This window comes from Flavobacterium chuncheonense (assembly GCF_042686145.1).
Lineage (GTDB): Bacteria > Bacteroidota > Bacteroidia > Flavobacteriales > Flavobacteriaceae > Flavobacterium > Flavobacterium chuncheonense.
On the sequence record NZ_JBHUPC010000013.1, the window covers coordinates 483,447 to 505,878 of the forward strand.

General features: G+C 33.1%; 22 protein-coding genes. 6 read left to right on the top strand and 16 right to left on the bottom strand.

Annotation, left to right across the window (positions count from 1 at the left end; genetic code table 11):
* The first annotated feature begins 141 nt into the window (after positions 1-141).
* Entirely contained in the window at positions 142-1,146 is a 1,005-nt protein-coding gene (gene recA, locus ACFS5J_RS09690) for a recombinase RecA (RefSeq protein ID WP_379811930.1), read from the top strand.
* A 113-nt stretch (positions 1,147-1,259) separates the two neighbouring features.
* Here the strand turns inward: recA and ACFS5J_RS09695 are convergent, their stop codons facing one another.
* The gene (locus ACFS5J_RS09695; protein WP_379812261.1) at positions 1,260-1,994 is read right to left on the bottom strand and encodes a lysophospholipid acyltransferase family protein; all 735 of its coding nucleotides are present in this window, start codon (positions 1,992-1,994) and stop codon (positions 1,260-1,262) included.
* Between the two features lie 164 nt (positions 1,995-2,158).
* Here ACFS5J_RS09695 and trpS point away from each other — a divergent pair, with 164 nt between their 5' ends.
* Positions 2,159-3,127, top strand: a complete 969-nt coding sequence (gene trpS, locus ACFS5J_RS09700; protein ID WP_379811932.1) for a tryptophan--tRNA ligase — start codon at positions 2,159-2,161, stop codon at positions 3,125-3,127.
* A gap of 30 nt (positions 3,128-3,157) precedes the next feature.
* On the opposite strand, the gene ACFS5J_RS09705 is transcribed toward trpS, so the two are convergent.
* The 15 genes from ACFS5J_RS09705 to hemA form a co-directional block, all read right to left on the bottom strand.
* Positions 3,158-4,375, bottom strand: coding sequence for a hypothetical protein (locus ACFS5J_RS09705; RefSeq protein WP_379811933.1), 1,218 nt, complete (start codon positions 4,373-4,375; stop codon positions 3,158-3,160).
* A 40-nt stretch (positions 4,376-4,415) separates the two neighbouring features.
* On the bottom strand, positions 4,416-5,699 hold the full coding sequence (locus ACFS5J_RS09710) for a hypothetical protein (RefSeq protein WP_379811934.1): 1,284 nt from the start codon (positions 5,697-5,699) through the stop codon (positions 4,416-4,418).
* 59 nt (positions 5,700-5,758) lie between these two features.
* Positions 5,759-6,862 (bottom strand): DNA-processing protein DprA, encoded by a 1,104-nt coding sequence (dprA, locus tag ACFS5J_RS09715; RefSeq protein ID WP_379811935.1) that lies wholly within the window; start codon positions 6,860-6,862, stop codon positions 5,759-5,761.
* Between the two features lie 70 nt (positions 6,863-6,932).
* The gene (locus ACFS5J_RS09720) at positions 6,933-7,997 is read right to left on the bottom strand and encodes a CNNM domain-containing protein (protein ID WP_379811936.1); all 1,065 of its coding nucleotides are present in this window, start codon (positions 7,995-7,997) and stop codon (positions 6,933-6,935) included.
* A gap of 63 nt (positions 7,998-8,060) precedes the next feature.
* Positions 8,061-8,567 carry a DinB family protein gene (locus ACFS5J_RS09725; RefSeq protein ID WP_379811937.1) on the bottom strand — a complete coding sequence of 169 codons (507 nt, stop codon included), beginning with the start codon at positions 8,565-8,567 and terminating at the stop codon, positions 8,061-8,063.
* Entirely contained in the window at positions 8,567-9,571 is a 1,005-nt protein-coding gene (gene hemB / locus ACFS5J_RS09730; protein WP_379811938.1) for a porphobilinogen synthase, read from the bottom strand. The genes ACFS5J_RS09725 and hemB overlap by 1 nt, the downstream gene beginning before the upstream one ends.
* A gap of 3 nt (positions 9,572-9,574) precedes the next feature.
* Positions 9,575-10,516 carry a DUF4421 family protein gene (locus ACFS5J_RS09735; protein ID WP_379811939.1) on the bottom strand — a complete coding sequence of 314 codons (942 nt, stop codon included), beginning with the start codon at positions 10,514-10,516 and terminating at the stop codon, positions 9,575-9,577.
* Positions 10,507-11,409 carry an oxygen-dependent coproporphyrinogen oxidase gene (gene hemF, locus ACFS5J_RS09740; protein WP_379811940.1) on the bottom strand — a complete coding sequence of 301 codons (903 nt, stop codon included), beginning with the start codon at positions 11,407-11,409 and terminating at the stop codon, positions 10,507-10,509. Before hemF ends, ACFS5J_RS09735 begins: the two co-directional genes overlap by 10 nt.
* Positions 11,409-11,960, bottom strand: a complete 552-nt coding sequence (locus tag ACFS5J_RS09745) for a DUF3575 domain-containing protein (protein WP_379811942.1) — start codon at positions 11,958-11,960, stop codon at positions 11,409-11,411. Before ACFS5J_RS09745 ends, hemF begins: the two co-directional genes overlap by 1 nt.
* A gap of 14 nt (positions 11,961-11,974) precedes the next feature.
* Positions 11,975-12,997, bottom strand: a complete 1,023-nt coding sequence (hemE, locus tag ACFS5J_RS09750) for a uroporphyrinogen decarboxylase (RefSeq protein WP_379811943.1) — start codon at positions 12,995-12,997, stop codon at positions 11,975-11,977.
* Between the two features lie 12 nt (positions 12,998-13,009).
* Entirely contained in the window at positions 13,010-13,672 is a 663-nt protein-coding gene (locus tag ACFS5J_RS09755; RefSeq protein WP_379811944.1) for a uroporphyrinogen-III synthase, read from the bottom strand.
* 3 nt (positions 13,673-13,675) lie between these two features.
* Positions 13,676-14,392 (bottom strand): potassium channel family protein, encoded by a 717-nt coding sequence (locus ACFS5J_RS09760; protein ID WP_379811946.1) that lies wholly within the window; start codon positions 14,390-14,392, stop codon positions 13,676-13,678.
* 11 nt (positions 14,393-14,403) lie between these two features.
* On the bottom strand, positions 14,404-16,146 hold the full coding sequence (locus ACFS5J_RS09765; RefSeq protein WP_379811947.1) for a TrkH family potassium uptake protein: 1,743 nt from the start codon (positions 16,144-16,146) through the stop codon (positions 14,404-14,406).
* An 11-nt stretch (positions 16,147-16,157) separates the two neighbouring features.
* A complete protein-coding gene (gene hemC, locus ACFS5J_RS09770; RefSeq protein WP_379812262.1) occupies positions 16,158-17,081 on the bottom strand; it encodes a hydroxymethylbilane synthase in 924 nt (307 codons plus the stop codon).
* Between the two features lie 8 nt (positions 17,082-17,089).
* Positions 17,090-18,337: a glutamyl-tRNA reductase gene (hemA, locus tag ACFS5J_RS09775; RefSeq protein WP_379811948.1), complete on the bottom strand. Its 1,248-nt coding sequence runs from the start codon at positions 18,335-18,337 to the stop codon at positions 17,090-17,092.
* Positions 18,338-18,564: 227 nt separating this feature from the next.
* Here hemA and ACFS5J_RS09780 point away from each other — a divergent pair, with 227 nt between their 5' ends.
* Genes ACFS5J_RS09780 through ACFS5J_RS09795 form a run of 4 tightly spaced genes read left to right on the top strand, consistent with a single transcriptional unit; the run spans position 18,565 to position 22,379 of the window.
* Positions 18,565-19,437 (top strand): AraC family transcriptional regulator, encoded by an 873-nt coding sequence (locus ACFS5J_RS09780; RefSeq protein ID WP_379811950.1) that lies wholly within the window; start codon positions 18,565-18,567, stop codon positions 19,435-19,437.
* A gap of 14 nt (positions 19,438-19,451) precedes the next feature.
* Positions 19,452-20,489 (top strand): ferrochelatase, encoded by a 1,038-nt coding sequence (hemH, locus tag ACFS5J_RS09785; protein WP_379811951.1) that lies wholly within the window; start codon positions 19,452-19,454, stop codon positions 20,487-20,489.
* On the top strand, positions 20,489-21,841 hold the full coding sequence (locus tag ACFS5J_RS09790; RefSeq protein WP_379811952.1) for an MATE family efflux transporter: 1,353 nt from the start codon (positions 20,489-20,491) through the stop codon (positions 21,839-21,841). The genes hemH and ACFS5J_RS09790 overlap by 1 nt, the downstream gene beginning before the upstream one ends.
* Positions 21,831-22,379, top strand: coding sequence for a CopD family protein (locus tag ACFS5J_RS09795; protein WP_379811953.1), 549 nt, complete (start codon positions 21,831-21,833; stop codon positions 22,377-22,379). The genes ACFS5J_RS09790 and ACFS5J_RS09795 overlap by 11 nt, the downstream gene beginning before the upstream one ends.
* Positions 22,380-22,432: the final 53 nt, after the last annotated feature.

Sequence of the window (22,432 nt, forward strand, 5' to 3'; positions counted from 1 at the left end):
AATAGCCTGTTTTGTGTTGTTTAAATGATTTTAAATCAGTTGTTTGATGTTTTTTTTAGAAATTAACTACAATTTTTTTGTTGATAAGATTTCGTTGTTAAAATGGAAAAATTAGGTATTTTTACACAAAATAATTGATTTATGAGTTCAGATAAAGAAGCCAAATTAAAAGCCTTACAATTAACGTTAGATAAGCTTGATAAGACCTACGGTAAAGGAACCGTAATGAAAATGGGAGATTCTGCTGTTGAAGAAGTAGAAGCGATTCCTTCAGGATCGTTAGGTTTAGACTTAGCACTTGGAGTGAATGGTTACCCTAGAGGAAGAATAATTGAAATTTATGGACCAGAGTCTTCAGGTAAAACCACGTTAACATTACACGCCATTGCAGAAGCACAAAAAGCGGGAGGAATTGCTGCATTTATTGATGCAGAACATGCTTTCGATCGTTTTTATGCAGAAAAACTTGGAGTTGATATTAACAATTTGATTATTTCACAGCCAGATAATGGAGAACAAGCATTGGAAATTGCTGAAAGTTTAATACGATCTGGAGCTGTTGATATCGTTGTAATTGACTCTGTTGCGGCTTTAACCCCAAAAAGTGAAATTGAAGGTGATATGGGAGATAGTAAAATGGGATTACATGCTCGTTTGATGTCTCAAGCATTACGTAAATTAACGGGTACCATTCATAAAACAAACTGTACAGTATTCTTCATTAACCAGTTGCGTGATAAAATTGGTGTGATGTTCGGAAATCCTGAAACTACAACTGGAGGTAATGCTTTGAAATTTTACGCTTCTGTGCGTGTAGACATTCGTAAGTCAACTCAAATTAAAGATGGTGATAATGTATTAGGAAATAGAACCAAAGTAAAAATTGTTAAGAACAAAGTAGCACCTCCTTTTAAAACTGCAGAGTTTGATGTAATGTATGGGGAAGGTGTTTCGAAAGTTGGAGAGGTATTGGATTTAGCGGTTGACTTTGAAATCATTAAAAAGAGCGGATCATGGTTTAGCTATGGAGAAACAAAATTAGGCCAAGGTAGAGATGCTGTGAAAAGTTTGATTAAGGATAATCCTGAGTTAATGGATGAACTGGAACAGAAAATAAAAGAGACAATTAAAGCAAATAATGCTTAAATTTAAATCACGCTTGAAGCGTGATTTTTTTATTTTGAGAATGGGGAATCTGTAAATGGAAAAGAAGTGTTTACTATAAAACAAAATGCCTCATAAAATGAGGCATTTTGTTTTTAAAATTTCAGTTCTTTTAAGATAAGCTGTCTTGTTTCTTCTTTTACTTTTTGTTTACTATCAACGGAAAGCCCTTCCGTTTCTATAAACGGATGTATTTTTACACGCATTCTTCCCGGCGTCCCGCTAAAAAAGCGAAATGGAAAACGTTTTTTATTGTCAATAAAACTCATCGGTACAATCGGGATTTGATGTTCAATAGCCAATCGGAAGGCACCGTCTTTAAAGGTGTCAAGTATAATGCTTTCATCATCAGGAACACCACCTTCTGGAAAAATACAAATACTCAGGCCTTGGTGTAAACGTTTTTGTGCCAATTCAAACACTTTAAATCGACTTTTACTATTGTTCCGGTCAACCATAATGGTTACTCGTTTGTAGAAAAAACCAAAAATTGGAATTTTAGACAACTCTTTTTTACCCACAAATACAAAAGGATTGTCTTTTACTATTACAAGCATTAGCATTATATCCGTCATCGATGTATGATTGGACACTAGCATGTAACTTTTGCCTTTCTCTAGTTTTTGCTCTTTTTTGACTCTATGATAAAATCCCATTCCGAAGAGTACAATTTTTGCCCAAAATCGTGCGACACGGTAAAATTGAGGATAGGTTTTTTCTGAAATTACCAATACTAATAGGATAGGAAAAAGTATAAGTATGGGAACCATGACAAGTATAGCAAACCAAATGCGCCAAACAGTCCAAAAGAGATATTGTGTTATTTTCATTTCAAATTTAAGTCTCAATAAGAGGTTTTTATTTTTACAAATGTTTTAGTTCTCCTGCTATGGAAAACCAAAGAATTCAAAAATAGTAATATTTATCAAGCCATTATCTTTTACCTTTTACCTTTTGGCTAAATGTGCTACTTTTGTGCAAAAGAAATTTAACAATGGCAAAAATCTTAACCGGTGTTCAAAGTACAGGAACGCCTCATTTAGGAAATTTATTAGGAGCAATTATTCCAGCAATACAGATGGCGAATGACCCTAATAATCAACCGTTTTTATTTATTGCAGATCTGCATTCAATAACACAAATTAAAGACGGAAGAACACTAAGAGAAAACACGTTTAGCACTGCTGCGGCTTGGCTTGCGTGTGGGTTAGATATTAATAAGGTAATTTTCTACCGCCAGTCAGATGTGCCACAAACTACAGAGTTAACGTGGTACCTGAGTTGTTTCTTTCCTTTTCAACGTTTGACATTAGCACATTCTTTTAAAGATAAAGCCGATCGTTTAGAAGATGTAAATGCAGGATTATTTACGTATCCAATGTTGATGGCTGCGGATATCCTATTGTATGATGCGGAAGTGGTACCAGTAGGTAAGGATCAATTGCAGCATCTTGAAATCACACGTGATGTGGCTTCACGTTTTAACCACCAAATGGGCGAAACATTTGTTTTACCAGAGGCTAAAATTGATGAAGGAACTATGATTATTCCCGGTACGGATGGTCAAAAAATGAGTAAGTCACGTAATAATTTTATCAATATCTTTTTAGACGATAAAAAGTTGCGCAAACAAATTATGAGTATTCAAACGGATAGTACTCCTTTGGAGGATCCGAAAAATCCAGATACTTGTAACTGTTTTACATTGTATAAATTATTAGCGACACCTGAGCAAACAGAAGTAATGCGTGCTAATTATTTAGCAGGTGGTTATGGTTACGGTCATGCTAAGCAAGCCCTATTTGATCTAATTGTGGAGAAGTTTGCTACTGAGCGTGAAAAGTACAATTACTATATGGACAACTTGGAAGAAGTGGATAAGTTGTTATTAGAAGGAGCTGCAAAAGCAAGTGCAATTGCAAAGGGAGTTTTGGAACGTGTAAGAACAAAATTAGGATATTAAGAAAAAGCAACTCTAAGAGTTGCTTTTTTATTATAGAGTATAACCTAAAGATATTCCAAAAGATGAATATTTTAAAGAGTTGGTCGTGTAGTCAACTATTTCAGTGTTAGGTAAATATTTCAATTCAGCACTTATTTTATTAATTCTTGTACCAATACTTAACATAAAACTAGAAGTTGGGTCTAGAATTCTTTCATATATTCTGTCGTAGTCATTATAAGGACCTTTTCTTGTAGATTTTGATTCAAATGTGTCATTTAGCATTAAATTTATCACAAATGCAAAACTGAATGTTATCCTTGTATTTGGTTTGGTAAATAAATTATATCTTCCACCAATAGGTAAAGCGATATAGGAGTAGTCTAATTTTTGAGTTGAGTAAATTGTAAATTCATTATTGAATCCTTCAGTATATACTTTTTCATTTAAAAATTTTATATGAGTATATTGAGGCTCAATAAAAATAGAATATTTGTTTTTATTTAAAGGTAGAAGGTATTCAACTTCGAAACCAAATACAGGGTTGTTGTCTGAACTAGGTATGTCAGAGTAGGTTGATTTTATAGAGTTAAATTGATAACCTATTTTAGGAGTTAAATTTAATTTTCCTTTGGTATCATTTGCTTTGTATTCAATAAAAGTTGTGTTTTTGCAATTATTGTATTGTTCAAAAATATTTAATAAAGGATTTACCTGGTATTTTAATTTTAAAAAGTCATGAATTGTTAGAGACTCACACGTCAGATTGTCAAATAGTTCTTTTTTAAAAGAGTCATTTGCTCTTAATCGCTCTCCGTCTTTGTATTGATAGTATATTAAAGGTTTAATACTATCTGGATTTTTTGAATAAAAATACTTAAATTGAGTTTCATTCTCATATTTATACAAATTGGCTTCCCCCTCAACAAGTACTTTTAAAAATATAGTTTCAACTCTTGTTGTGTAATCTTTGAAATCGTAAAATTCAATTGTTTTATTTTTAACATTGTCTATTGTGATTTCACGTTTAATGAATTTTATTTTGGTTCCAACTGCAAATTCTTTTATTTGTTGGGTTGGAATTTCTTTTGCATAATCAGACTCATTTTGTTTGTAATATAAAATGTTAGGTGTTTTTACCCAATCTTCATTTTTAATAAGACATTCCGTTTTTTGATTTCTGGAGTCGACAAAATAACCTTTTTCAAAAGTAGCTTGAGCAAAACCGAGTGAACTCGAGATTAGCAAGAAATAAAGTAAAATTTTCATTTTTAGATATATAATTATGGTTTTATAGGTTTTTACAAGTTTACAATGAATAGCCTAAGCTAATCCTTAATGCGTTGACTACTACTGTTTTATCGTTATCAGGGATAAAAGTTGAAATGTGATTACTTTTAAAAATTTTTTCACTTTTTGCAAATAGGTTAAAATTTAGACTTAAGTCTTTAATCTTAATTCCGGTTCCTATAGTGAAACAACCATAGTTTTGAAAAGTTGATTCAAAATTAGTAGTTGAATTTTGTGTTTCAATGATTTTAGTAAACTCAGCCTTAAGCGTAAGATCATAATTATAACCAGCATTGATATAAATTCTATTATTAGAAGAAAGAAAGAAATTATAGCGTATGGTTAGGGGTAATTTAATACTTGAATATTTCATCTTATCTGTTATCACAATACTTGAAAAAGCATCTTGTTGGGTGTAATTAAAGGCATAATAATCATAAGTAGGTTCTAAGACTAAAGAAAATTTATTTTTATTAAAAGGCATCAAATATTCAATTTCTAAGCTTAAAGATGGGTTTGTTATATTTTCAGTATAATCTGTTTTTGGATAATTTATTGACTTATTATTTTGAAATGCTATATCAATAGTATTATTCATTAAGCCTATTCTTGGTGTAAAAACCCACTTAGCTTTGTTGTCAAATGTTCTGTATTCTGTAAATGGTGAATTATGACACATATTAAACTTTAGAAATATATCTTTAAGTGATTTTTCTTGGTATTTTAATTTTAAAAAATCCGTTATCTCTAAATTATTGCAGGATAGGTTTTCATACAGCATTTTTTTAAACAGTTCTACAGTTCTAATTCTTTTTCCAACCTCTAGTATTATGCCATCTTTTACATATTCATCTATATATTGATAGTAAATTAGTGGTATAATACTATCATTAGATTTAGAAAAATAATATTTGAATTGTGTACTACTTTCATATTTATATAAGTTTGCTTCCCCTTCGATTAAAACTTTAAGGAAAGAAGTTTGGTTTCTTTCTTTGTAGGTTTTATGTTGATAAAATTCATTGGTTTTATTTTCAATATCGTCAATTTCTATTTGTCTTTTTATAAATTTTATTTTTGTTCCTATACCAAATTCAAGAAGCGAAGCTGCTTCTATTTTGAGGGCTTCTCCATCTTCAGTTACTTTATAATAAATATGAGTCGGACTATTTACCCAATCTAAGTTTTTAATGAAACAAATTATTTTTTCATTATTTGAGTTTATAAAATATCCTTTTTCAAAAGTAATTTGTGAAAACCCAAGTGAGCTTGTGAGTAGTAAGAAATAAAGAAGATTTTTCATCTTTAATTATAAAAATTTTCGTGCAAATATACTTTTTTATAACGAATAGTGTATTATTTTTAAATCAACTTATATACTTTTCCTGGTAAAGGTTGAACAATACCTTTTAGTTCCATGTTTAGCAGTATAGAAGATAATTTGAATACAGGTAATTCACATTCTAAAGCAATATTGTCTATCATGTCTTTGTCTTTTTTATGGAGATAATCGTATACTTTTTGTTCTTCATTATTGAGTTCAATAAAGAGTTGTTTTTGGATTGGTTTTTCTGTTTTCATTTTAAGATTCCAATTCAAAATGTATATTAAATCCGCAGCAGAGTGGAGCAGATGCGCACGTTGTGTTTTGATAAGGTTGTTACAGCCTTGGCTATATTTATCGGTCGTTCTACCAGGCACTGCAAATACATCTCTGTTGTAATCATTTGCAATTTGCGCAGTTATCAGTGAGCCTCCTTTCTCTGCACTTTCAATGACGATTGTGGCTTCGCTCATCCCAGCAACGATTCGATTTCGTTTGACAAAGTTCTCTCTGTCGGGCTGTGAGGAACTCCAAAACTCCGTGAGGAAACCGCCATTTTCTTCCATTTTGGGAATGTATCTTTTGTGTGTTTTAGGATAGATTTGATTCAAACCATGGGCCAATACACCTATAGTTTGCAAGTTGTTTTGCATGGCCGTTTGATGAGCGACTATATCAACACCATAGGCAAATCCACTAACAATGATTGGGTTTAATGGGGCTATATCTTCAATTAATTTTTGTGTAGCACTGGTGCCATAACTCGTTATTTGCCGAGTACCAACGATACTGATTATTTTTTTATTGGATATATCAATATTCCCCGACTGAAATAAAACTAGGGGTGCATCAGAACAGTGTTTTAATTTCTCTGGATAATTTTCATCTTGAGATTGTAAGATTTTTATTTTTTCTTTCGCTATGAAATTTAATTCCCTTTCTGCTTTTTGAAATATAGATGTGTCTTGTAGGTTTTTAAGAACCCTTTTAGTAATTCCATCTATTTTTGCAAGTGAAGTTGCTTTTGATTGAAATACGGTTTCAGCAGAACCGCAATTTTGAATGAGTCTTTTGGCTAGGATGTCTCCAATGCCCTCAACTTGCAATAAAGCAAGTGTGTAAAATGCTTCTTGTTGTAACATGGCGTGTAATAAAATGTTGGCGTATAGTTTATTACACAAATATAAGGTTTTAAAAAGATTCTATTTCTGTTTATTCCTCTTTTTTATTTAATCCCAATTCTTGCGATCTTTTTTCCCACCTTTTTCTAGCTAAAAGTTGTAAATCGGCTACGTTATCACTTTCGTCCATAATCTCTAAACCGAGTAAAGTTTCAATTACATCTTCTTGAGTTACTAATCCATTTAGTGAACCATATTCATCGATTATTATTGCCATATGGTTTTTACTTTGAATAAGGTCTTCAAATAGCACTGGAATGGGTTGAGTTCTTTTAGAAACTAAAATTGGGCGTTTGATACTGTATAAGGTTTCATCACCCCTGCTATTAATAATGGCTTCTAAAATATCGGTTTTTAAAACTAAGCCAATGATATTATCTGGTGTTCCTGAATATATAGGGATTCTTGAGAATTGTAATATTTTATTGTTGTTGTAAAAATCGTTAATGGTTGTTGCTTTATTTGCAATTGTCAGTACAGTACGTGGCGTCATAATGTCTTTTGCAAAAACTTGATTAAAAGACAATAAATTTTTTAAAACTTTGGACTCTGACTCTTTGAAAACACCTTCTTTAGTTGCCATATCGGCCATGGCATTGAAATCTTCACGGCTGACCATTATTGCATGACCATTACCTCCAATAAGTTTTGTGGTTAGTTGTAATAACCATAAAATCCCTGTAATTTTTAAAGGGAAAATTAAAATTTGAAGGGCTTTTGTTGTAAAAGAAGCCAATTGTCTCCAATATTTTGCTCCAATTGTTTTTGGGATTATTTCAGAAACAATAAGTATTAAAAAGGTCATTATTGACGATACAATGGCAACAGCATTATTACCATTGCCAAATGTTTTTTCAGCTTGTACACCTACCAATATTGCACCTACGGTATGTGCAACGGTATTTAGTGTGAGTATAGTGATTAAAGGCTTGTCAATATCACTTTTTAAATTTTCTAATTGTGTAGCATAATTTTTACCTTCTTGCTTTTCAACAGAAAGGAAAGTAGGCGTCACACTAAGTAAAACAGCCTCTAAAATGGAACATAAAAAAGAAAAGAATATAGAGACTAATGCATAAATTAAGAGTAAAGTCATTTCAGAGTTTTGGTTTAAAAATCTAAATTACTTATTTATTCCTGAGTTTGCAAGATTCGACTTTTACCAGCCTACATATTTTGGCGGTTGTATATTATTCAAATTCAAATAAACTATTATTTGTCCACGATGGTGGGTAACATGATCTTGGAGTAAGTTGAGAATTTGTAATTTTGTTTTCTCGCCAGCAAAAAAGTCTACTTTCTGTTTTAGTTCTTTTACAGGAGTTTTTTTAATTATAACGGAAACTGAATCGAAAGAGTTTTGTAGTATAGCTAAGATTTCAGCTTTAGTATAGTTTTGGTTATCTTTTGATTTAGTATAATTTTCATTGGTAAAGTAAGTTCTGCTCAACCATTCCATATTATCTTTAATATGTGTCAGCTGTTGTGCAAAAGTCATTTCACGTTCTGTTGGTTTGAACGAGTAGGCTTCCTCTGGCATAGCTTCTGCTATCTGCAAAAGGTAATTTTTTGAATTTTCCCATTTCTCCAAAAAAGCATTTATTGGTTCATTTTGAGAAACTGCAGTCAAAGAGAAAAGGGAAATTAGTAATATTAGAAATCGCATTATTTTGTATTGTTTTTAAGATAAATGGCTGCTTCTTTAGCAAAATAGGTAGAAATTAAACTGGCTCCAGCTCTTTTAAAACACATCAATTGTTCCATCATAATAGCATCATGATCCAACCAACCTTTTTCAGCAGCAGCTTTTACCATGGCATATTCTCCAGAAACGTGGAATACCGTTACCGGAATGTTTACGGCATTTTTTACTTCACGAACAATATCTAAATAAGCTAAACCGGGCTTAACCATTACCATATCTGCTCCTTCTTCAACGTCCCAAACGGCTTCTTTAACTGCTTCAATGCGATTTGCAAAATCCATTTGATAGGTTTTTTTATCTTTTGGCACTACAACATCAGCTTCTTTAGGTGCACTGTCAAGCGCATCTCGGAACGGGCCATAAAATGCAGAAGCATATTTTGCGGCATAACTCATGATACCTACATTATGAAAACCTGCGGCATCAAGACCTTGGCGTAAACGTAAAATACGACCATCCATCATGTCACTCGGTGCAACAAAGTCGGCACCAGCTTTAGCATGTGATACCGCCATTTTTACCAATGCATCATTGGTAGCATCATTGGCAACATCTCCATTTTCAATAATACCATCATGGCCGTAAATTGAATAGGGGTCAAGTGCTACATCGGGCATTACTATCATTTCAGGACAAGCTGTTTTTATAGCACGAATAGCACGTTGCATCAAACCGTTATCATTCCATGCTTCTTTACCAGTATTGTCTTTTAAGGAATCATCAACCTTCACATAGATGTTTACAGCACGTATGCCTAAGTCAAATAATTCTCTTACTTCAGCAACCGTCAGATCGATAGAACGCCTGTAAATCCCAGGCATTGAAGGAATTTCAACTTTTACGCTCTCTCCTTCAGCAATAAACATGGGGAACATAAAATCACCTGGACTTAATGCTGTTTCACGAACTAAACTTCTAATGCTTTCGTTAACTCTTAATCGTCTGCCTCTGTGTAATGGAAACATATTTTAAAATTTTAATTTATTGATTTGTTTTTTGATACTATTTGAGGCATCAAATCGATACCCTAAAAAAATCGATGTAAAGTTAATATTATCACTCATATCAACATTGCCTTCGGATTTGTGATTAAGTGCAATACTTCTGGTTTTAATACCACCATATAAATTATCGCTATTATAACCTAATGTTAAGTTTAATCCAGCTTTGTATAACACACTAATGTTTTTTAGATTATCATCTTTATATTTTGTAAAACCCATACCGAAGGAAACTTCAGGTGCAACTAAAATATAGTTAGCAATTACCCAATTGTAAAGATACGAAGGTCCGATTGTAACATCAAATGCATCGTATTTACTATTTAACTGTTGTTGCTTTCTTCCATCTAAAGTTGTAAAATAGTAATCTAATGAAGCGCCAAAAGTACCTACACTTTTTATCTGCCTTGCATTTTGAAAATTAAGAGCATTGTATGAAAAATTTGGATTAAAAAGGTAGGTGGTTGTACCGCCTAATTTTATTGTTTTCAATTTTTCAAAATAAACAGTATTACCATTACTGGCTTCTGCTTGTATTCCTTTTTGGTAAAAGAAATTGATATGTTGAACAACTTTTTTAAGTACAAAGTCAGTTCCAAATGAAAACATTTTCGAATTTTCATTATCTCGGTTTTCTGCCAAAAAGTGAGGTGCAAAACCAAAACTGAATGCTAAAAAATCGTATTTAAAGGCTAATCCGATTGTTGTTTTTTGGTTTGGAATTAGTTCAATTTCGAGATTATTTTCATTATAAATAAAGTTGAATTTGTTTGAAGTATTCAAACCAAATAATTGTAAAGACATTTTCTCTTTATACTCTTTGTGATAAGAGTTTGTAATACTATCTGTTTGGGTATAACCAAGTAGATTTGCTAAAAAGAGAAATGCTATTACAATTTTCACACCCATTCAATTGGATTTGCTAATACGATTAATAACCTCTCTTCATCACTGCCAACTTCTGGCTGATGGTCGTATACCCATTGTACATGAGGAGGTAAACTCATCAAGATACTCTCGATGCGGCCATTGGTTTTCAAACCAAATAAGGTGCCTTTATCATGAACCAGATTAAATTCGACATATCGACCTCGACGAATTTCTTGCCAAGTGCGGTTCGCTTCAGTATAGGATAATTCTTTTCTTTTTTCAACAATTGGTAAATAAGCGGCTAAGAAACTGTTTCCAACCTCAGTGACAAAGTTATACCAATCTTGCATTTTCATGTCTTCGGTTTCTTTTAAATAATCGAAGAATAAACCTCCTAAGCCACGCGCTTCATTGCGATGTGCATTCCAGAAATATTCATCACATTTCTTTTTATACAAAGGATAAAATGCCGGATTATGCTTGTCACAGGCTGTTTTACAGGTTTGATGAAAATGTTGTGCATCTTCTTCAAAAAGATAATAAGGTGTTAAATCTTGTCCACCACCAAACCATTGATTGATAATGTTTCCTTTTTCATCATACATTTCAAAATATCGCCAATTCGCATGTACTGTAGGTACAAATGGATTTTTAGGATGTATCACCAAACTTAATCCGCATGCAAAGAAATCGGCTTCACCTACACCAAACATTTTTTGCATGGTATCGGGTAATTTGCCATGAACAGCAGAAATATTTACGCCTCCTTTTTCAAAAACAGCACCATTTTCAATTACACGTGTTCTTCCGCCACCACCTTCTGGGCGTTCCCATAAATCTTCCTTAAATACGGCTTTTCCATCCATAGTTTCAAGACCTTTACAAATTTGATCTTGTAGTTGTTGTATGTAGGCGTAAAATTGATCTTTCATTAATTCAGTTTATAATTTATCATTACTCCACCTCGATATGGTAACCACTCTCCACTTTTATTATAGTCTGTTTTATTCGTATCATATCGTTCTCCGGTACTTAAGCGATATCCTTTATAATACCCTTGTTGCGAACCACCGCCTAAAAATACTTCAAAACTGAATTTTTCATTTATTTTTAATTGGTAACCTATAGTTGCACCATACATCATGGAGTAACCTATTTGGTAATAATCGGTGTTGATGTAGTTCCATTTTTGCATGTTATATTTTGACCCACCCGCATGAACTCCAAAAAAGAATCCATCAAATTTTTGTTTTGGATAGTACCGAAATTCTGGGAATAACATATAAAATTCTTGCGGACCTCCATTTATAGACTTCCACAAGGAAGCTGTGAAATCAAGTTGAAAAGTTGTTTTTTTTCCTAAACCCGTTTCCATTCCTATACCTGGAATTCCAATTAATGTTGTAGCATTAATTTTTGCTTTGGTTTGACTAAATGCAGTAAGTGAAAGTAAGAAAACAATTGATAGTGTTAAGTTTTTCATTTAAGACTTAATTATTATTTGTATTCTTTAACCGCTTCAACAAAAGCTTTTGCGTGATCTACAGGAATATTTGGTAAAATTCCGTGACCAAGGTTTACGATGTAATTATCTTTTCCGAATTCATCAATCATTTCATGAACCATTTTCTTAATTACAGGAATTGGTGATAATAAACGTGAAGGGTCAAAATTACCTTGTAGTGTAATTTTTCCACCAGTTAAATAACGTGCATTTCGAGGTGAACATGTCCAATCTACACCAAGAGCTGAAGCTTTAGATTTCGCCATATCATTAAGAGCAAACCAACATCCTTTTCCGAAAACAATAACTTTCGTTTCTTCCGCTAATGCTTCAACAATTTGGTTGATGTATTGCCATGAAAATTCAGTGTAATCCGCTGGAGAAAGCATACCACCCCATGAATCGAAAATTTGAACAGCGTTCACACCATGTTTTACCTTTTCTTTTAAGTAAAGGATAGTAGTATCGGTAATTTTTTGAAGTAATTGGTGTGCAGCTATTGGATTTGAAAAACAAAATCCTTTAGCTTTATCAAAACTTTTAGAGCCTTTTCCTTCTACAGCATAACAAAATATTGTCCATGGCGAACCTGCAAAACCAATTAACGGAACCTCATTGTTCAACATTTCCTTTGTCATGTCAATAGCATCCATAACGTATCCTAATGTGTCATTAATATCTGGAATGAAGACTTTATCCACATCAGCAGCAGAGCGGATAGGATTTGGTAAAATAGGTCCAATGTTATCTTGTAATTCTACATCAATACCCATTGCTTGTGGGATTACTAAAATATCGGAAAATAAAATAGCAGCATCTGGTTTAATGATACGGATAGGTTGCACTGTAATTTCAGATGCTAATTCTGGAGTTTTACAACGGGTAAAGAAATCGTATTTTTCTTTAATAGCTAAGAATTCTGGTAAGTATCTTCCCGCTTGACGCATCATCCACACTGGCGGTCTTTCTACGGTTTCGTTATTTAAGGCTTTTAAAAATAAATCGTTTTTTATCATTTTGCTAAGTATTTATGCCGTAAGCAACGTGCTTACAGCAGTTTCAATTACACTTTCAATGGTTTGTAGAGGTGCAATTGTGATGTTTTTTGTCTTATGTTCTAATGCTTTTGCGGTAGTGTTACCAATGCAAAAACAGTTTTGATTTTCAATTTCGTTTTCTTGCAAGTAGCTGTTTACAGCCGAAGGACTGAAAAAAAGAATCGCATCGAATTTTGTGTTTAGTTTTTGAGGAGTTAGAATTGTTTCATAGGTTTTAAATTCATCAAATACTACATTGTTTTCTTTTAAAATGTTTGGCAAAACATCCTGACGTAAATTTCCTGAGAAAAAGGTAAAAGTTGCTTCGGGATATTGAGTAGCGATTAGCTGTCCAAGATCATCAGCGTAATTTTCACATGCTAATACCTTGAAATGATTTTCTTCTAATAACTCCTTTGTCTTTTGCCCAACGCAGAAACAGTTTTTTAATTTTAGCGTTGTTAATTTTTCAGATTCTAAAACGCTTTGTACAGCATTTTTACTAGTGAAAATAATATTGGCATTTATACTACCGAGTTCAAATGCAATCGTTTTAACCTTGATAAAATCTTTATACACTACATGAAAACCTTGCTCAACAAACGGTTGTTTTTGAGAGGATGAAATTTCTTTAGTGCATAAAAGAGAAAGCATGAATTAAATGTTTTTGTTTCTTAAATCATACTCTTCTTCACCCATACAGTACATTTCTATATCTTTATTGTAACCGTAAACTACAAGTATGTCATCACTTTCAATTTTTGTGTCTGGAGACGGACGCCCTATGGTTTCTTTAACCATTGTTTTTTTACCAATTAAATTGCGTTTTTCTTTATTGCGGATAATGGTAATCAAAGTCAGGTGGTATTTGTCTACAGAATCAAGTTCCTCCAACGTTTTACCAAAGAATTCTTTCTTAGCCTTTACTTCAGAAATGGTATAGTTATTATCCAATTGGTAATTTTCCAAGGTTGACTTAAAGTTAATTTGCTTGGTCAAACGATCGGCCGAATCTTGCTCTGGGTGAATAATGCTGTAAATTCCCATCGCTTCTAAAACCGTATCGTGAATAGGAGAAAGGGCGCGACTAATGATTTTTACGTCGGATAATTTTTTAATAATTGCTGTGGTTATAATAGCAGCACCTTCATTTTCACCTATGGCTACAACAACTTTGTCAGCATCTTTTAACGGCACAGCGTCATATGCCAATTCGTTTGTAGAGTCCATACAAATGGCATGAGAAATTTTATCTTTTACAAGATTTACCTTATCCATTTGTTTGTCAATTCCGATGACTTCATTTCCTGTTTCTGTAAGACTTAAGGATAATGACATTCCGAAATTTCCTAAACCAAAAACAATTATTTTCATTTCAATCTTATTTAGTTAATTAAGATATTTTCTTTTGGATATTCATAAAACTGATGGTTCATATGTCTTAATAAACCTATCATTAAGTTGAGCATACCTATTCTACCAATAAACATCACCATGATAAGTACATACTTACTTGGTTCTGAAAGGGTAGGTGTAAAGTTTAAACTAAGCCCAACAGTACTATATGCTGAAAAACATTCAAAAGCTACTGTTATTAATGGTGTTCCATTTGGTTCAAAAATAAGTAGTGCCATGATAGCAATACCAATTACGATTAATGAAATACATAAAATTGCAAAAGCTCTAGATGTTGATTCACTTGAAATCCTTCTTCCAAAAATTTGGATTCTACTTTTACCTCTGGCAACTGATAAAATATTTAAAGTTGCTAATGCAAAGGTACTAGTTTTTACACCACCTCCTGTAGAGGCAGGTGAAGCACCAATCCACATTAAAAAGATTACGAACAACAATGAAGGTAATGTCATGTCGGTAAAATTAATCACGTTAAAACCAGCGGTTCTTGGTGTCACGGAATTAAATGCAGCATTGGTAATTTTTCCAAATAAAGTATCGTGCATCAACAAAGTATTGTTGTATTCGGAGATGAATAAAAAGATCCAACCTCCTATTAACAATGCAATTGTAGTATAAACAACAATCTTTGTGTTTAGTGTAATAATTCTAATTTGTTTGTGAATTAATGTCTTATCGAAAAACTCAACAATATAAGTTTTGATGTATTGGTAAAAGTTGAATACAATATTGTGCCCCAATCCACCAAAAACAACTAATACCATTATAATCCACTGGAAATAGTAATGAAAGCGAATATTTTCATCATACAGCCCAGATGAAAAAATTGAAAAACCAGCATTACAAAATGCAGATATTGAGTGGAAGATGGAAAAGAAGAATTTGTTATCAATACCATTGGTTTGCGAAATGGAAGTGTAGATAAAAAATGCACCCACAATTTCCACACTTACCGTAAAAATAACAACATTTAATGCCGCTCTGAAAACATCTTTAAGACCCTCATGCGCAATAAAATCTTTAGTACTTAAGCCCTCCTTGAACGAAGATCCACCTCGAAAGAAAAAGGCAAAGAAAGAAGTAAAAGTTAAGATTCCAATCCCTCCCAACTGAATTAAAACCAAGATAATAGATTGTCCTACTGTTGTGAAATCCTTTGCAGTGTCCACTACTGTTAGACCAGTTACACATACGGCACTTGTTGAGGTAAACAAAGCATTGGTGAACGAAATTCCGTTTGTTGTGGCACTTGGGAGCATCAATAGGAAGGCACCTGCTATGGCTAAAATGAAAAAACTGCCTACAAAAATGATGGCAGGATTAAAGTAGATGTCATAAATTAACCGGACAAGTACAAATAAACGTAAAAGAAAGTAAAAAATAAGCCCCCCTTCTAGTACGGGTTTTATACGTTGCAAAATATAATGATAACTAAAATCAGCATTATGTAGTGCAATAAAGCCAGAAATAAGTAATAAAGCAGAAAGTAAGACAGTATTAACAAGTATTACTTTTTTATTGCTCCTTAATTTGTATTTAAATGATTTAAAAATATTAAATCCCAATAAGGCAACGGTAAGAGAAATAAGCCCAACAACATGAGGAGTATTATAGTTTTCTTCAAAATCGTATCCAAAGTCAAAGACAATGGTTAAAAGAACAATAAGGTCAAAAAAACGATAAATATAGTTGAGTAAGGATTCTCTTTCCATTTTAGAGTGATTTATTTCACTTTGAGTTCACTACGAAGTTTTTCCATCAACGGCTTTGCTCCGTTTTGTAATAGTTCTTCGGCACAATCTGTCCCAAAGTTCTTATAAGAATCAAAATTACAACTTTTTTTAATTGTATAGCTTTCTTTTCCATCCAAAGAAAATAATACACCTTCAAACGAAATAGTGTTTTCTTTTACAGTAGCTAAAGCACCAATAGGGGCAGTGCAACCTCCCTCTAATGTTCTTAAAAACTGACGTTCAATAAGTGTACAAATTTCAGTTTCTGTATGATTTAATTGTGCCAAAGCTTCTCTAGAAAAACTGTCGTTTTCCATGGCAACAACAAGCATAGCACCTTGTGCTGGTGCAGGAATCATCCAATCCAAGTTAATATACTCGCTTGGTTTTAAATTGATGCGTTCAAGTCCCGCTGCGGCAAATATTGCTCCGTCCCAGTTGTTGTCTTTAAGTTTTTGCATTCTGCTGTTGACATTTCCTCTTAAATCTTCAACTTTGTGAGTAGGGTATTTATTTAACCATTGCGCTTTTCGTCTTAAACTCCCCGTAGCTATAGTGCCTTCGGTTTCTAAAAAGTTAAGCTTGCCTTTATGAACTAGAATATCTAAAACATTGGCACGTTCCAAAACTGCAGCCTGAACAATTCCTTGGGGCAAAGCGGTAGGAACATCTTTCATAGAATGCACAGCAATGTCTACTTGCCCTGATAACATGGCAACATCAAGGGTTTTGGTAAAAATACCTGTTATTCCCAGTTCGTATAATGGTTTGTCCAATATAATATCACCAGTAGATTTTACGGGTACAATTTCTGTAGTATAACCTAAATCGTTTAGTTTTTCGGCTACGGTATTCGCTTGCCAAAGTGCTAATTCGCTATCACGAGTTCCTATTCGTATTGTTTTGCTCAAGATTGTAGGTTTTAGTGGTTTAATTGAAAAACTTTTTCAATCCATTCGATACTTTCATCTACCATAGTTTCCTCATCTTTTAAGTGATTGGCAAAGTGAGTAGTAATTTTTTGAATGATTCTATTGCTGATGATTTCAGCTTGTTCTTCATTGAAATTTTCTAGTTTCTTGCGTTGGTAATTCAACTCAGAATCTTTAATTGTAGCCAATTTTGCTTTAAGCGAATGGATCGTAGGTGCGAATTTGCGGGCTTTTGACCAGGTTAAAAATTCTTCTAGAATAATGCTGATTATTTTTTCAGCAGCCGGAATATGTTCTTTTCTTTTTTCTATAGTTTCATCGGTAACTTGTGATAGATAATCCAAGTGAACTAGTGAAACACCCTCTACTTCTTTAACGTTTTCATTCACGTTTTTAGGTATAGAAAGATCTAAGATTAAAAGCGGTTTTTTCAATTTTAAGATAGCGGCATCAACAGTTGGGTTTTGAGCACCGGTAGCTACTACCAAAATATCCGCTTTTTGAATTTCCAATTGCAAATCGGCATATTCTTTTACGACCAAATTAAACTTTCCTGCAATTTTTTCAGCCTTTTCTTTGGTTCTGTTAATCAATACAATGTGGTCGTTTTTAGTGTGTTTTACTAAATTTTCACAAGTATTGCGTCCAATTTTTCCAGTTCCGAAAAGTAAAATATTTTTGTTCCCAATGTCAGGGATAGTGTTCATGATGTATTGTACAGAAGCAAACGAAACAGAAGTAGCACCTGAACTTATTTCGGTCTCATTTTTTACTTTTTTGCTGGCTTGAATAACGGCATTTACCAAACGCTCCATATACGAATTGGCAATCCCCAAGTTTTTACTTTCAATAAAACTTTGCTTGATTTGCGAAATGATTTCGAAATCGCCTAAAATTTGACTGTCTAAACCAGTTCCTACTCGGAATATATGTTGTAAAGCTTCTCTGTTTTTATAGACATAAGCTACCTTTTGAAAATCCTCAACAGTACCTTGACTATTTTCACAAAGTAATTTGATAAGTTGAAAAGGGTGCTGAGAAAAACCGTAAATTTCTGTTCTGTTACAAGTTGATGTTACGATTAAACTTTCAATACCTTCAGCTTTTGCTTGTAAAAGTAAATTGGTTTTGGCTTGTTCGTCTAAACTAAACTTTCCTCTCATTTCAGCATCAGCTTTCTTGTAACTGAGGCCAATAGCATAAAATGAAGGGTGTTTTCCTATTGAGTTTGTATCCATAAATCACTTTTCCTAAAAAGTATTACAAAAGTAAATTTATCCTTTTTATAAAAGTAACGATAGAAGTCCTTTTTGTATCGCTAGCCGATTTTTTAATTAAAAATGTGTTTGTCAATCAAAAATCACTTAATTTTGCTTTAATACAAGGATGTTGTAAGAATTTAATTTAGAGAGATTCTAAATAAGTTGTTCTCAAATTTTTTTCAAACTTAAAGAAAAATATCGCTATGGGTGCTATGGAAGAAATAAAAGTTGAACCAGACTTTGTATTGCTTCGTTTTCAAAATGATACCGATGAAATACAACGCTATGAAAGACAGGTGAAAACAGGTTTAATTCAATTTCATTTTAATGTTAAAGGGAAAGGTAAATTTATTTTTAATAACGGGAGCTATGCTTTAGACTTAAACGAAGAAAAATCATTGTTGCTTTACAATCCTCAAAAGGAGTTACCGTTGAATTTGGAAGTTTTACCTAAATCATGGATAATTTCTGCACTCATTTCAATAAAAAAATTACACACGCTTTTTTCTTCTGAAGCCGAATATATTCCTTTTTTAAGTAAAGAAAATCTAGAAAAAAAATATTACGGTGAGGAAGATATAAGTCCTTCAATGGCGATAGTCTTGAATCAAATTTTTCATTACAACCAAAATTCCTCGATTAAAAATTTATATTTGAAAGGGAAGGGATATGAGTTGTTGAGTTTGTTTTTCAACCAAAACGAAGATCCAAATGCCGAACACTGTCCTTTTTTGGTAGATGAAGAAAATGTGTTGAAAATAAAAAAGGCGAAGGAGATTGTTATTGCCAATATGGCGGAACCTCCAGGTCTACAAGAATTGGCCGATCGCGTGGAAATTACACTAAAAAAATTGAAAGTAGGTTTTAAAGAGATATATGGCGATAGCGTGTATGGTTTTTTATTTGACTATAAAATGGAATATGCAAGAAAGCTTCTTGACAGCGGCTCGTATAATGTAAATGAAGTCGGTTTGCAAATCGGTTACAGTACAGCTAGTCATTTTATCGCGGCCTTTAAAAAGAAATATGGTATTACACCGAAGAAATATTTAATGAATTTAAATACGAACATTTAAAAAATTGCTAAAAAATGAGTAAGGGAGTTTTATTGGTTAATCTTGGTTCACCAGATAGTACAAGTGTTAAGGATGTAAGAAATTATTTGGATGAATTTTTGATGGATGAAAGGGTAATTGACACACCATATTTACTAAGAGCTTTTATTGTTAAAGGAATTATTCTAAATACGAGACCAAAAAAATCTGCTGCAGCGTATAAGAAGATTTGGTGGCCAGAAGGTTCTCCTTTGATTGTTTTGTCAAAGCGATTACAAGATAAAGTACAGAAACAAGTTAGTGTCCCGGTTGAGTTGGCCATGCGTTATGGTAATCCAAGTATTGAATCGGGATTACAAGCATTATATGATAAGGGGGTAACAGAGGTTTTACTGATGCCATTGTATCCTCAGTTTGCCATGGCAACAACAGAAACAATTTTGGTATTGGCGGAAAAAATCAGAAGAGAAAAATTCCCAAATATGGAATTCACAATCCTGCCTGCATTTTATAATCAACCAGATTATATCCGTGATTTATCCAATTCAATAAAAGACTCTTTAACAAATTTCAATGTGGATTATGTGTTGTTTTCCTATCACGGAGTTCCAGAACGTCATATTAAGAAAAGTGATGTAACCAAGTCACATTGTAAAATTGATGGAAGTTGTTGTAATACCCCGTCAAAAGCACATGAGTTTTGTTACCGTCACCAATGTTTTGAAACTACGAAGCAAGTGGCTGAATTTTTAGGACTTGAAGAAGGGAAGTTCAGTACTTCTTTCCAATCGCGATTGGGTAGAGACCCTTGGTTACAACCTTATACAGATGCTACGATAGATGGATTAGCACAAAAAGGAATTAAAAACTTAGCAGTTGTTACTCCTGCATTCGTGTCGGACTGTTTGGAGACTTTGGAAGAAATTGGTATGGAAGCGGCACATAGTTTTAAAGAAAATGGAGGAGAGGAGTTTTTATCGGTACCTTGTTTAAACGATGGAGATGATTGGTGTAAAACGTTGAGTCGTTGGATTGATCAATGGGCTTTTCAAAATCAAGAATCAAACGCATAATGGCAGTTTCTTCAGCAGAATTAGGAAATTTACCTATTAAGAAGTTATTGATTAAACAGTCAGTGCCTGCGTCTATAGGAATTTTATTCATGTCAATTAATATTTTAGTCGACACTATTTTTGTAGGGCAATGGATTGGTTCACTCGCTATTGCTGCTGTTTCAGTTGTATTGCCTATTACTTTTTTAATTTCCTCTTTGGGAATGGCCTTGGGGATAGGGGGAAGTTCCATAATTTCAAGAGCTTTAGGAGCAAAAGATAAAGAGAAAGCCTTGCATACTTTTGGTAATCAAATTATGATGACCTTAGGCTTGGCAATCATCGCAGTAGTATTAGGATTGTTTTTTTCAGATGAAGTTTTATTACTATTTGGTGCAAATGGCGCGATTAAAGCACCAGCACAAGAGTTCTTTATTCCCGTTTTGTACGGTGTCCCTTTTTTGGCACTTTGTATGGCGGGTAATACCGTAATACGAGCAGAAGGAAAACCGAGATTTGCTATGATAGCCATGATAATTCCGGCTTTAGGAAATATTATTTTGGATATTATTTTTATTAAAGTTTTAAATCTGGGAATGTTTGGAGCAGCATTGGCAACATCTTTTTCCTATTTCATGTGCTTTGCTTTCATTTTTTGGTTCTTTCTATTTAAAAGTGAATTACGTATTCATTTAAAGCATTTACTTTTAGATGCTAAAATTGTCAGTGAAATTACTTCATTAGGTTTTGTGACTTTTGCACGACAAGGAGTAGTTGCAATTTTATCAATTATCTTAAATCACATTCTTTTTATTCATGGAGGGGAACATTCTGTAGCGGTTTATGGGATCATAAGTCGAATGCTAATGTTTGCCTTGTTTCCAATTTTGGGAGTAACACAAGGATTTCTACCAGTTGCTGGATATAATTATGGTGCTAGACAATACGGCAGAGTAAGTGAATCTATTTCAACATCAATTAAATGGGCTGCTTTTTTAGCAACATTAATTTTTATTGTCATTTTAATTTTTGCAGAGCCGATAGTTACGGTTTTTACCAATGATCCTAGAATTATTGCTGAAACACCTTCGGCATTGCGATGGGTGTTTGCTGCTTCGCCTATTATTGCCATTCAGTTGATTGGAGCGGCGTATTTTCAAGCGGCTGGTAAAGCAGGACCAGCTCTATTGTTGACACTTACCAAACAAGGATTCTTTTTGATTCCTTTGGTTTTGATTTTGCCTAATTATTTAGGGATTTTTGGCGTATGGATTTCTTTTCCTATTGCTGATTTACTAGCCACTACGGTTACAGGATTTTTTTTAAAGCGTGAGATGAATTTGAAATTAGTAACAACAGAAGATGGAATATAATTATATAAAATCGTTGCATTTAATTTTTGTTATAACTTGGTTTGCGGGACTTTTTTATATCGTTCGATTGTTTGTATATCATGCTGAGGCCAAACAAAAGCCGCAACCAGAACAAGATATTTTAATTAGGCAGTATCAACTGATGCAGTATCGTCTTTGGTATATTATAACATGGCCAAGCGCTGTACTAGCTAGTATTTTTGCATTCTGGATGTTGTTTTTTACAGCAGCAGGGAAGGTGTGGTTAAGTCAACCGTGGATGCATGTAAAGTTGGGATTCGTTTTTTTATTGTATTTATATCATTTAAAATGCCATGCTATTTTTAAAAGTCTACAGCGTAATGAAGTAAGCCATTCTTCTGGTTTCTTTAGGCTATGGAATGAGGGGGCAACCATAATTCTATTTGCTGTAGTGTTTTTGGTAATATTAAAAAGCGCTATCAATTGGATTTTCGGAGTAGTAGGAATTATTCTTTTTTCAGTACTTTTAATGTTGGGTTATAAATTTTATAAAAAAATCCGCGAAAAGAAACAATAAAATGCCAAGACTTTTAAACTTAAAGCAGTTATCACTTCGGGTAAGAATCTTTC